The sequence below is a fragment of the Nocardiopsis sp. NPDC055879 genome (assembly GCF_053615935.1).
Genome location: NZ_JBSHCT010000031.1, coordinates 30,939 through 44,315, shown reverse-complemented (window position 1 = coordinate 44,315; position 13,377 = coordinate 30,939). Strand labels below are relative to the sequence as shown.

Below are 13,377 nucleotides of genomic sequence, written 5' to 3'. Positions count from 1 at the left end.
CCGGCCCCTCCAGACCGAAGGTGTAGCTGACACGTCCGGAGAGAACGCTGGTCACGTTGCCGGTGAGCAGGTGCCCGGCGAGCTCCTCGGGGGTGTCGACGAGGTCGCCCTCGTAGTGGAAGGAGCACCCCCCGACGAACACTCCGGTGGGGGTTCCCCGAAGCGACGAGGGGGCTACTCCGGCGCGCTCGAACGTCTCCCACGCCAGTTCGAGGAGAAGGCGCTGTTGGGGGTCCATCGCCGTGGCTTCACGCGGCGAGATCCCGAAGGCCTCGGGGTCGAACTCGGCCGCGCCTCGGAGGAAACCGCCGCGGTCGGTGTAGGTCCGGCCGTGTTCCTCGGGGTCGCTGGAGTGGATGTCGGTGGGCCAGCCCCGGTCGGTGGGAAACCCCGATATCGCGTCGGATCCCGTGGACAGCAGATCCCAGAAGTCCTCCGGTGAGTCGACCTCACCCGGCAGGCGGCAGCCGGCGGACACGACCGCGATCGGCTCGTCCGATGGCATCTGCTGTAGGCGTTGTCGGGCCTTGTGCAGCTCGCCGGTGACCTTCTTGAGGTAGGCGAGCAGTCTCTCGTCGCTCATGGTGCCCCAAGCTCCTTGTCGATGAAATCGAACAGGTCGTCCGCGTTCGAGGACTCGATGTACCGGCCGACGGCCGACTCGGAATCCGTTTCGTTCACCGAGCCCGCTTCGTCGGCCGCGCGATCGTTCGGGCCCTCGGCGAGTCGGTCGGCCAGGTACTCCGCCAGAGCCCGCGGGTCGGGGTGGTCGAAGATGGTGGCGGCGCTCACCCTCAGACCCGTCCGCGCCCTGAGCCGGGTCCGGAGTTCGACCACCATGAGGGAGTCGAACCCGGCCTCCTGGAAGGCACGGGACGGGGTCACGGCGTCCAGGGAGGGATGGCCGAGAATGCGCGCGGTCTCTTCCCGCACCAGGGTCAGCAGAACGCGTCGGCGTTCGGAGGACGACAGTGTCCTCACCCGTTCGGCGAAACCGTCGTGCTCCTGCGCCTCGGTCCCGGTGTCGGTCCGTTCCTCCTCACCCGGCCCCTGCGCGTAGCCGAGTTCGTCGAGCAGGGGTCGTGTGCGCTCAGCGGTGTATCCGACCGAGAGACGTTCCCAGTCGACGTCGGCGACGACCACGCACGGGTCGGTTCCCGTCACCGCGTGGGCGAGCGCGCCCAGAGCCGTATCGGGGTCCATCGGGCGTAGTCCCCGACGGGTCAGGTGCTCGTCGACGCCGTTGATCCGCGCCATGCCCCCGCCGCCCCAGGGCCCCCAGGCGACGGAGGTCGCTCTCAGGCCCCGGCTCCGCCGGTTCTGCGCCAACCCGTCCAGGTAGGCGTTGGCCGCGGCGTAGGCACCCTGGGAACCGCTGCCCCAGACCGCCGCGACGGAGGAGAAGAGGACGAAGGCATCGAGGTCGCGGTCTCCGAGGACGCGATCCAGGTTGAGCGCGCCGAGCGCCTTGCCCGACGCGCACTCGGCCACCTCGTCCAGGCTCGTACCCGCCAAGGGTGCGAACCGGACGACGCCCGCGCTGTGCAGGACCGACCGCACCGGACCGCTCCCGGACTCCACGTCCTTGACGGCCGCGGCGAGGGCGGCCTGGTCCGCGACATCGCACGCCAGAGCGGTCACCCGCACCCCGAGTGCACGGACGTCGTCCACCCCGTCGGGTTCTCCCCCTCCTCTGCTCAACAGGACGATGTGCTCGGCTCCGCGCTCGCCCAGCCATCGGGCCAGGTGCGCCGCGATCCCACCGCTGCCGCCGGTGACCAGGGCGGTGCCGCTGGTCCGCCATTCCTCGGAGGTGCGCGCGGGGGCGCGAACGACGCGGGGGACGGACACCGCGCCCGATCGGACGGCGGCCTGGTCTTCGGCGTCCGTCCTGCTCAGAATGTCGACGAAGGCCTCGGCCGAACGGTCGTCCACGTGTGTCGGGAGGTCCACCAGTCCGCCGAGACGATCCGGGTGTTCAAGTCCCAGGGAACGCCCCATTCCCCAGATCGCCGACTGTGCCGGCCGTACCGGGCCGTCGTCGGGACGCACCGCGACGGCGTCATTGGTGACCATCCACAGCGGCACACCGGTGAGCGTGTCCTCCAGTGCCTGGAGCAGATGGATGTTGGCGGCCAATCCGGCGGCGATCCCGGGTGCTTGCGCGTGGGGACGCTCGTCCCGGCCCAGGAGAGAGACGACACCGGAGACCGCCGGAAGGTCGTCCCCGGTGTGCCGGCGCACCGCCTCACGGAGCGAGGGCCGGGAGCAGTCGACCGTGTCGACCTCGACCTCGACGACCTCGGCGCCGCGTGCGCGCAGGGCCCCGGCCAGTACGTCGGCGTCGGAGGGTTCCCGCCCGTCCGGGGTGAACAGCAGCCACCTGTCGGCCAGGGCGCCCCGGGATCGGACCGCGGGCCGCCAGGCGAGGCGGTAACCCGGCCCCGTGTCCGACGAGATGCCCCGATCCTTCCGGTACCACCGGGCGAGGGCGGGGAGTACTCCGTCGAAGGTCACGTCGGCGTCCAACCCGAGGAGGCTTCTGATCCCCTCGGAGTCCCGGTTCTCCACCGCGCTCCAGAACTCGTGCTCTCCGGGGTCGGCCGGGGTCGGCCGGACCCGGTCCTCCAGCCAGTAGCGCCGGCGCTGGAACGGATAGGTCGGAAGCTCGACCAGGCGTCTTCCCCGATTCCACGCGGACCAGTCGACCGTCTCCCCCTGGGCGTACAAGAGGGCCAGCGCGGAGGCGAACGCCTCCGTCTCCGGAGCGCCGCTCCGTTGGGCGGGGACGGCGACGACGTCCTCGTCCTGCCCCTCTCTCACGGCGGCGGTCAGGATCCCGGCGGGACCCACCTCCAGGAAACGGCGCACGCCGGAGGCACGCAGTTCCCCGATGCCGTCGTGGAAGAGCACGGCCTGCCGGGCGTGGGCCACCCAGTACTCGGGGTCGGTCAGCTCACCGTGCGCCCAGGCCCCGGTGACGTTCGAGACCACGGGAACCGTCGGTTCTCGGTAGTCGATCCGCTCGGCGACCGCCCTGAACTCGTCCAGGACGGGTTCGATCAGGGGTGAATGGAAGGCGTGACTGACCGTCAACCGCTTCGACCTGCCCGGAAGCGCCGCCACGACCTCGTCCACCGCGTCCACGGCACCCGAGATCACGCAGGATCGGGGACCGTTGACCGCGGCCAGGGACACCGCCCCTCCGTGTTCCTCGATCGCGGCGAGCACCTGTTCTCGGGGCGCGCTCACCGCGACCATCGCACCGCCCTCGGGCAACCGCTGCATGAGCCGGCCCCGGGCGACCACCAGCGCGCACGCGTCACGGAGCGACCAGACACCCGCGACGTGGGCCGCCGCCAACTCTCCGATCGAGTGCCCGATCAGCGCCTTGGGTTTCAGGCCCAGGCCGGTCAGCAGCCGGTAGAGGGCCACTTCGAACGCGAAGAGGGCCGGTTGGGCGAACTCGGTGCGGTTCAACGTCTCCGGGTCCGCGTGCTCCGCCTCGGCGAACACGATCTCGCGAAGTGAACGGCCGAGAAGGGGGTCGCACTCGGCACAGACGGCGTCGAACGCCTCGGCGAACGCGGGGAACCTCGCGTGCAGTCTCCTGCCCATACCCGCGCGCTGGGCTCCCTGTCCCGTGAAGAGGAAGGCCGTTCCGCCCGCGTCCCCCTTGCCCGACGACGGTTCGCCCCCCTCCGCGATCTCACGCAATGCGGCCAGAAGGGCGTCGCGATCGTCACCGACGGCGACCGCCCGGTGTTCGAAACCGCTCCGGCCGACCGCCAGGGTGTGGCCCACGTCCGCCGCGTCCAGGCCGGGACGAGCCACCACGTGGGCGTGCAGCGATGCGGCCTGGGCGCGCAGGGCCGCGGCGGAGCGCGCCGAGAGCGGCCACGCGAACGGCGGCCCCTGTTCCCCATGGCCTTCGGAGGCTTCGGGTCCCTCGACCTCGGTCGGGATCGGGGTCGGCGGCTCCTCGATGATCACGTGGGCGTTGGTGCCGCTGATACCGAAGGCCGAGACACCCGCGCGCCGGGGTCCGCCGTCCTCACGGCGATTCCAGGGCGTGGAGGAGTCCAGCAGACGCACGGCCCCGGTGTCCCAGTCCACGTGCTCGGAGGGGTTCTCACAGTGCAGGTTCGGGGGCAGTTCCTCGTGACGCATCGCCATGAGCGCCTTGATGACCCCCGCCGCCCCGGCGGCGGCCTGGGTGTGGCCGAAGTTGCTCTTCATGGCGCCGACCAGGACCGGCCTCTCCGGAGGGCGGTCCTGCCCGTAGGTCTCCAGGATCGCCTGTGCCTCGATGGGGTCACCGAGCACGGTGCCCGTACCGTGCGACTCGACGAAATCGACGTCGGCCGACTCCAGTCCGGCCTCGTCCAGGGCCCGCCGGATCACGCGTTGCTGCGCGGGCCCGTTGGGCGCGGTCAGACCGTTGCTCGCGCCGTCCTGGTTGACCGCGCTGGATCTGAGCAGCCCCAGCACCTGGTGCCCCTTACGGCGGGCGTCGGACAACCGTTCCAGCACGACCAGGGCGGCCCCTTCGGACCAGCCGGTGCCGTCCGCGGCCGACGAGAAGGTCTTGCACCTGCCGTCCGGAGCCAGTCCGCGCTGCCTGCTGAACTCGACGAACAGGAGCGGGCGGGACATCACGGTGACGCCTCCGGCCAGAGCGAGCGAGCACTCGCCCCTACGGAGCGACTGGGCCGCCATGTGCATCGCCACCAGGGAGGAGGAGCACGCCGTGTCGATGGTGACCGCCGGGCCCTCCGCCCCGAGCGAGTAGGCGACCCGGCCGGAGACCACGCTCTGTGACCGCCCGGTCAACAGGTAGCCCTCGACCTCTTCCGGGACCTGCCTGCCGTCCGCGGCGTAGTCCTGCATGTTGGTCCCCACAAAGACCCCGACCGGTTCCTCCTTCAAGGCGCTCCGGGGGATGCCCGCGCGTTCCACCGCTTCCCAGGAGACCTCCAGCAGCATGCGCTGTTGGGGGTCCATGGCCAGCGCCTCCCGCGGGGAGATACCGAAGAACTCGGCGTCGAAGTCCGGTGCGTCATAGACGAACCCGCCCGATCGCACTCGGGACTTGCCCCTGCTGTCGGGGTCCGGGTCGTAGAGGTCCGTCGGCCAACCGCGGTCGGCCGGGAAGTCCGAGATCGTGTCCTCTCCGTCCCGGAGTACGTTCCAGAGGTCCTCCGGTCCGCGTACCCCGCCGGGGAGGCGGCAGCCGACGGCCACCACGGCGATGGGATCGTCCTGGTCGGCGGGGAGCACGGAGCGTGCTTCGGTCCGGGTGCTCCCGACCCGATCCCCGAACAGACGGGTCGCCAGGTCCCGGGCCACCTCCCTCGGGGTGGGCCGATCGAAGAGGAGCGTGGTCGGCGTGCGCAGCCCTGTCGCATTGTTCAGACGGTTGCGCAGTTCGACCGACATCAGGGAGTCGAAGCCGATCTCCTTGAAGGCTCCGTCGGCGTCGATCGCCCCCGGTTCCGGTGCGGCGACCACGACGGCGGCGTGTTCGCGGACCAGGTCGAGGAGCGCACCCTCACGCTCGTCCGCCGGCATTCGCGACAGGCGTTCGGTCAGCGGATCCGGATCCGCGCCGGCTCCGACGGAGGCGGCGGCACGACGCCCGACCAGGGAGCGGAAGAGCGAAGGAAGGGTCCCCTCCCCCGCGAGTACTCCCAGTGCGCTCGAATCGAGGCGTACCGGGAGGGTGTGGGCCGCACCGGTCCCCACGGCGGAGTCGAAGAGGGCGAGGGCCTCCTCCGTGGCCAGCGGCAGCATCCCGGAGCGGGCCATCCGCGCGAGGTCCGCTTCGGAGAGGTGGCCGCTCATCCCGCTGCGCTGGTCCCAGTACCCCCAACCCAACGAGGTCGCCGGTAGGCCCAGGGACCTGCGGTGGGCGGCCAGGCCGTCGAGGAAGGCGTTCGCCGCGGCGTAGTTGGCCTGGCCCGGACCACCCAGGACGGCCATGACGGAGGAGTAGAGCACGAACAGGGAGATCGGATGGTCCGCGGTCAACTCGTGCAGGTTGACCGCCGCGTCCGTCTTCGGCCGCAGGACACGCTCCAACCGCTCCGAGGTCAAGGAGGTGAAGACCGCGTCGTCGAGGATCCCCGCGGCGTGGACGACCCCCGTGAGCGGCGCGTCCTCGGGGACCGAGGCCAACGCCTCGGACAGCCGATCCCGGTCCGCCGCGTCACAGGCCTCCCAACGCACCTGGGCGCCGGCCCGCGTCAACTCCTCGGTCAGGTCGGCGGCGCCCGGGGCGTCGGCCCCGCGCCGGCTCAACAGCAGCAGGCTCCGTACCCCGTGGGTGTGCACCAGGTGTCGGCAGACCAGTCGGCCCAGGGTGCCCGAAGCACCCGTGACCAGTACGGTGCCCTCGGTCCGCGGCACCGGCTCGGTGGCCGCGGCCACCGGTTCCAGCCGCGGCACCAGCACGGACCCCCGACGGAGGGCGAACTCGGGCTCGCCCGAACCCAGGGCCGCGTGGAGTGCGGCCTCCGACTCGGGAGAGTCGTCGATGTCCACGAGCAGCAGACGGCCGGGGTGCTCGGCCTGTGCCGAGCGGACGAGTCCCCTGACCGCCGAGCCGACGGGGTCGACCGGGTCGCCCTCGCAGGTCGGAACGGCCCCTCGGGTGACGACCGCGATCAGACGGTCCTGCGCCAGCCCTTCCCGGAGGGTCCCCAAGACCTCCGTCAGGACCGTACGTGTCGCTGAGGCCATGTCGGAAGAGCCCTCGACCGGGGCCGGGCGCAGGAGTTCGGGTTCCTCCGTGCCCGGAGCGGCGGCGGTGCCGGAACGGGGCGTCCAGGCGACCCGGTAGAGCTGTTCGGGGGCCCTCTCGGCGAGCGGTCGACTCCACTCGGGCGAGGGTTCTTCGAGCCGGACCTCCTCCACGGTGAGAACCGGGTCGCCCTGGGAATCGACGGCGAGGACACGGAACCGGTTCGGGCCGGTCTCGGTCAGGCGCAGGGTCAGACGTCGCGCGGCGACGGCGTGGACCTCCACGCCCCGCCATACCGTGGCGACCGTTCCGGAGCCGTCGGAGTGCGCGGCCCGCGACCCGGCCGTGAGCAACGCCGGGTGGAGGGTGTACCCCCCGGACGCGTCCACCGACTCACCGGCACGGTCCAGGGAGCACTCGGCGTAGACGTCGTGACCGTCCCGACGTACATGCGTCAACGTGCGCATCGCGGGGCCCAAGCCGAGTCCACGGCGGGCGAGCGTCGTGTACAGGTTCTCGGGGTCGACCGGGGACCCGTTGGGGCGTATGACGTGTTGCGGGGCCGTGGGCTCACCCGCACCGAGTACGCCCCGAGCGTTCAGCGTCCAGTCGCGTCCGTGCGATTCGGGCCTGGAGAAGGCGCGCAGGACCCTGCGCCCCTCCTCATCCGGGGGTTCGACGACGACCCGGACCGCCGTACCGCCGTTCTCGGGTACCACCAGCGGATTTTCCAGGGACAGCTCGTCGATGACGTCACGGTTCACCTCGCCGGCCGCGTACATGGCCAGTTCCAGGAAGAACTCGGGGGGCGCGACCGCGGTCTCCCCGATCCGGTGGTCGGTGAGCCAGGGCGAGTCCTGTGGGCCGAGTCGGCCGAGGAACATGTGTCCGCCGGCGTCCGGAAGCTCCGTGGACGCGCTGATCACGGGGTGATTCCGCCGGTCCAGTCCGACCGCGGCCACATCCGCGTTCCCTCGGGCCCTGCCGAGCCAGAGCCTCCTGCGTTGGAAGGGGTACGTGGGAAGGTCCACCGGGGGCCTGTTCCCCAGGACGCGCTCCCAGTCGACGACGACCCCGTTCGCGTGCGCTTCTCCCACGGCCCGCAGGAAGCGGTCGCCGCCGCCCTTGTTACGGGCGAGTGTGGCCAGCGGGACGGCCGGGCGACCGTGCTCCTCGAAGGTCTCCCTCAGGGCGGAAGCGAGCACCGGGTGCGGAGCGGATTCCAGGAAGGCCTCGTGGCCCGCGTCGAGGAGCGTCGTGATCGCGTCGTGGAAGCGCACCGGTTCCCGGAGGTTGCGGTACCAGTAGACGGTGTCGAGCTCTTCGGTCGGGAGCGCACCGCCGGTGACGGTCGAGTAGAAGGGGACGCGGGAGGCCCGGGGTCGTACCGGTTCCAGGTCCGCGAGCATCTGTTCGCGCAGTACCTCGACCTGCGGAGAGTGCCCCGCGACGTTGACCTCTGGGATCCTGCGCGCCGAGTGGCCCTCGGCGGTGAGGGCGGCCGACAACTCCTCGATCGACCCGGGGTCGCCGGAGACCCCGGTCGACGCCGGTCCGTTCACGGCGGCCACGGCCAGGGCGTCGCCCCATGGCAGGATCCTCTCCCCCACCTCGTCCGCGGGGAGATGGACGGACAGCATCGCCCCGGCCCCGTCGAGCCGGGACCAGGCCCGGCTGCGCAGGGCCGCGATCCTGGCGGCGTCCGACAGCGACAGCGCACCCGCGACGTAGGCGGCGGCCACCTCGCCCTGGGAGTGTCCGACGACCGCGGCGGGTTCGACCCCGTACTCACGCCAGATGGCGGCCAGCGAGACCATCATGCTGAACAGCGCGGGCTGGACCACGTCCACCCGGGTCAGGGAGGGCGCACCCGGTCGTCCGAGCAGCACGTCCACCACGTCCCAGTCCAGGAACTCCCCCAGGGCGTCGGAACAGGCGCGGAGTTCCTCGGCGAAGGCCGGATGGGTCTCCCAGAGCCCCCGTGCCATGCCCTTCCACTGCGAACCCTGACCGGGAAAGACGAAGACGGGACGCCTCGCCCGTCCGGGGGCCGTGCCCCGGACCAGGTCCACGTGCTCGCCACCGCCCTCCAGCGCGGCGAGCCCTTCGTCGAGGCTTCGACCTTCGGACGCGAACACCACGGCCCGGTGTGAGAAGGCGGTACGGGACGTCGCCAGAGTGGCGCCGAGGTCGACGACGTCGGAGGGCTCCTCCGCGATCCGCGCGCGGAGCCTCCCGGCCATCGCACGCAACGCCCCCTCGTTCCTGGCCGCCAGGGCGACGGGCACCGTCTCCGGTCCGGAGGCCGTGGACCCGTCCGAGACGTCGGCCCACTCCGGAGCCTCCTCCAGCACGGCGTGTGCGTTGGTACCGCTGATACCGAACGAGGAGACCGCGGCCCTGCGCGGTCCGTCCGTGCCGGCCCAGGGCCGGGCCTCCTCGAGCAGGCGCAGCCGTGACCGGCTCCATTCCACATGCGGTGTGGGCTCTTCCAGGTGCAGTGTCCTCGGCAGCACTCCCCCACGCATGGCCATGACCATCTTGATCACGCCGCCGACACCGGCCGCCGCCTGTGTGTGGCCGATGTTGGACTTCAACGACCCCAACCACAGCGGAGAGTCCTCGGACCCGTCTCCGTAGGCGTCGGTGAGGGCGTTCGCCTCCACGGGGTCTCCGAGCACCGTTCCGGTGCCGTGTGCCTCCACCGCCTGGACGTCCGCGGGGGTCAGGTCCGCGTCGGCGAGGGCACGCCGGATCACCTGGCTCTGTGCTCGGCCGTTGGGCGCGGTGAGTCCGTTACTGGCGCCGTCCTGGTTGATCGCCGTCCCTCGGATGACGGCCAGCACCTTGTGCCCGTGCCTTCGAGCGTCGGACAGACGTTCCAGGAGGAGCATGCCGGCTCCCTCGCCCCACCCGGTGCCGTCGGCGTCCGAGGAGAAGGGACGGCACCTGCCGCTGGGAGAGAGACCTCCTTGACGCGTGAACTCGCTGAAGATCCCCGGGTCGGACATGACGGTGGCCCCACCGGCGAGCGCCCGATCACACTCGCCCGCGCGCAGCGCGCGCACGGCGAGGTGGATGGCCACGAGGGAGGAGGAGCACGCCGTGTCGACCGACAGCGTGGGACCTTGCAGACCCAACGTGTAGGCGATCCGGCCCGAGGCCACGCTGGTGGTGGTTCCGGTGAGCAGGTACCCGGCGACGTCCTCCGTGGTCGCCGTCTCCTCGGGACCGTACTTCTGCGGCATGGCTCCGACGAAGACACCGGTGTCGCCACCGCGGAGGGAGTCCGGGACGATACCGGCTCTTTCGAGGGCCTCCCACGAGGTTTCCAGCAACAACCGCTGCTGGGGCTCCATCGACGCCGCCTCTCGGGCGGATATACCGAAGAACTCGGGATCGAAGTCGGTGGCCTCGTGCAGGAACCCGCCCTGGCGGGTGGCACTGGTGCCGGCGTCCCTTCCCTGCGACGCGAAGAGTGCGGACAGATCCCATCCGCGGTCGGTGGGGAAGTCCCCGACCACGTCGCGTCCCTCTCGGACGATCTCCCAGAGTCGTTCGGGGGTGTCGGCCCCGCCGGGGAACCGACAGGCCATGGAGACGATCGCGATGGGTTCGGACGGGTCCGCCGGACCGACGCCCTGCTCCGCGTCTCGACGGTCCGTCCCCAGGTACGCGGCCACCGCCTCCGGGGTGGGGTGGTCGTAGACCAGGGAAGCGGGGAGTCGCGCCCCGACCTCACCGGCGAGCCCGTCACGGAACTCCACGGCGGTGAGCGAGCTCATCCCCAGGTCCTGGAAGGACGTCCGGGGGTCGATGTCACCAGGGTGTTCGTAACCCAACAACGCCGCCACGTGCGTCAGGACGAGCGGTAGTGGGTCGATCGCGGGCGCTCGGGTGTCGGCACCGGTGTCGGTGTCGGTGTCGGCTTCGACGGGCTCGGGTGCCGGGATCTCGGAGGGGGCGCGAGACTCCCGCTCCGGTCCCGCGACCGGCTCGGGCAACGGATACCGTCGGCGCTGGAAGGCGTAGTGGGGTAGCGACACCCGATGTCCACCATCGAAGAAGCCGTCCCAGTCGACCTGATCGCCGTCGACGTGCAGCCCGGCGAGGGCGGCGACCGCGGTGACGGTCTCCTCACGGTCGCGGCGGAGACCGGGCAGGAAGACCGCGTCGGAGGTGTACGACTCCTTCGCGCCGACGGTGAGCACGCCGTCCGGGCCCAACTCCAGGCACCGGACCACCCCCGCCTGTTCCAGGGCCCGCACGCCGTCCAGGAAACGGACCGGCTTCCTGGCGTGCCCGACCCAGTACTCGGGGTCGCTCAGCAGCCCCGGACCGGCGAGGCCACCGGTCACGTTGGAGACGACCGGGATCAGGGGTTCGTGCAGGGTCAAGCCCTCCACGGCCCGGCGGAAGTCCGCGAGCATGGGGTCGATGAGTGGTGAGTGGAACGCGTGGCTGACGTTCAGCCGGCGGCTCTTGACACCGTCGGCGTTCATCGACGCCGTGATCTCCTCGACCGCGGCCGCCCCTCCGGCGACGACGGTCGCGCGCGGACCGTTCACCGCGGCGATGTCCACGACCCCCGTCCACTCCGCCACGTACGGGGCCACCTCGGCCTCCGACGCCCGGAAGGACACCATCGCGCCGGTACGAGGTAGGGCCTGCATGAGGGAGCCGCGGGCGGCGACCAACGCACAGGCGTCGGCGAGGTCGAAAACACCGGCGACGTGCGCGGCCGCGATCTCACCGATCGAGTGACCCAGCAGGTGCCCCGGACGCACCCCCCAGCTTTCGTAGAGGCGGTAGAGGGCGACTTCAAGGGCGAAGGTGCCGCACTGCGTGTACAGGGTTTCGTGCAGCAGGCCCGCGGCCTCGGTGCGAGGGACGGCCCAGACCACGTCCTTCAGGGGACGGTCGAGGTGGCTATCCAGGAGCGCGACGGTTCGGTCGAAGGCGTCCGCGAACACGGGGAAGGCGGCGTGCAGTTCCTCCCCCATACCCGGCCGTTGAGCTCCCTGCCCGGTGAAGAGGAAGGCCGTTCCACCCTCCCGCACACGTCCCTGGTGGACGTTCTGGTCGGGTCTGCCGTCCACGTAGGCGGCCAGTGCCCGTGCCAGCTCGTCACGGTCCCGGCCCACGACCGCCACCCGATGGGGCAGTCCCGTGCGCCGGGTCGCCAGTGAGTGTCCGACGTCCGAGGGGTGCGCCGCGGGAGCGGCATCGACGAGGCGTCGGGCCTGCTCCTTGAGAGCGTTCGGGCCCTGGGCCGAGACCGTCCAGGCCACGGTCCGCGGGCCTTCCGTGGTCCTCTCGACGGTCTCGGTCCGTCCCGGTGCGCCGGTGACGACGACGTGGCAGTTGGTCCCGCCCATGCCGAACGACGAGACCCCGGCCACGTGCGGCGCCGGCCAAGGCATGCGTTCGGTCACGACCCTCAGGTTGAGCTCTTCCAAGGGGATGCTCGGGTTGGGCCGGGAGAAGTTGAGACTGGGGACGAGTGCTTCGTGATGGACCGACAGAACGGTCTTGAGCAGCCCGAGGATCCCTGCGGCACCTTCGAGGTGACCGATGTTGGTCTTGACCGATCCCACGAGCAGTGGTGAGCCCGGTTCCTGGGCGGCCCCCAGGGCCTCGCCCAGGGCGGCGGCTTCGATGGGGTCTCCGACGGGGGTGCCGGTGCCGTGCAGTTCCACGTATCCGACCGCCCCCGGTTCCACCCCGGCCCGGCGGTAGGCGGAATCGAGCAGCGCCGCCTGCGCGGGCGCGCTGGGCACCGTCAGGCCGCCCCCGCCCCCGTCGTTGTTCATGGCACTGCCCGCGAGGACCGCGTAGACCCGGTCACCGTCGGCCATCGCCTCGGCGAAGGGCTTCAGCACGACGAATCCGCCGCCCTCTCCTCGCACGAAGCCGTTGGCCCTCTCGTCGAAGGCGTAGCAGCGACCGTCGGGAGAGAGCGCCCCGAAGGCCCCCATACGAGCGGTGCCCCGGCCGGAGAGATTGAGGTGTACGCCCCCCGCGACGGCCACGTCGCACTGGCCGGAACGCAGGCTCTCGCAAGCCATGTGGACGGCCACCAGGGAGGACGACTGGCCCGTGTCCAGGACGAGGCTCGGGCCACGGAGCCCCATGGCGTAGGAGACGCGGTTGGCGATCATGCTCCTCGCCGCACCGGTGACCGCGTGCCGAGCGTCCACTCCGGTACCGGAGGCGTCACGGAGCACCGCGTAGTCGTCCCCGATCGCCCCCACGTAGAGACCCGTCGTGGGTAGGGAACGGACGTCCGTTCCCTGGTCCTCCAACGCCTCCCAGACCAGCTCCAGGGCGAGCCTTTGGTGCGGGTCCATCTCGGCGGCCTCTCTCGGGGAGATCCCGAAGAAGGGTGCGTCGAACGACTCGACGTCGTCCAGGAAGCCGCCCCGTGCGACGAACCCGGGCAGTCCAGGACCGTCGGACCAACGTCCCTCGGGAACCTCTCGGACCGCTTCGACCCCGGAACCGATCAGGGACCAGAGTTCATCGGGTCCATGCGCCATGGGAGCCCGGCAGGACATGCCGACGACGGCTATCGGGAGGTCTCCGGCCTCGTCGCTTCGGAAACCCGATCCGCCGAGCGTGAATTGCTGCACCAT

At 71.3% G+C, this 13,377-nt stretch carries 2 protein-coding genes (1 of these 2 cut by a window edge); both read right to left on the bottom strand.

What is annotated here, in order from left to right; translation table 11 throughout:
• Nucleotides 1-583, bottom strand: partial view of an SDR family NAD(P)-dependent oxidoreductase gene (locus ACWGKS_RS26725; RefSeq protein ID WP_452524431.1) — the beginning only. Its footprint begins 4,073 nt before the window's first position; 583 of the gene's 4,656 nt are visible here — the first part of the coding sequence; the start codon lies at nt 581-583; its stop codon lies beyond the left edge, outside the window.
• On the bottom strand, nt 580-13,377 hold the full coding sequence (locus ACWGKS_RS26720; RefSeq protein ID WP_452524429.1) for a type I polyketide synthase: 12,798 nt from the start codon (nt 13,375-13,377) through the stop codon (nt 580-582). The genes ACWGKS_RS26725 and ACWGKS_RS26720 overlap by 4 nt, the downstream gene beginning before the upstream one ends.

Bases quoted from the DNA above. Each gene is read 5' to 3' on its own strand.
- ACWGKS_RS26720 (WP_452524429.1), bottom strand. From the start codon at position 13,377: ATGGTGCAGCAATTCACGCTCGGCGGATCGGGTTTCCGAAGCGACGAG.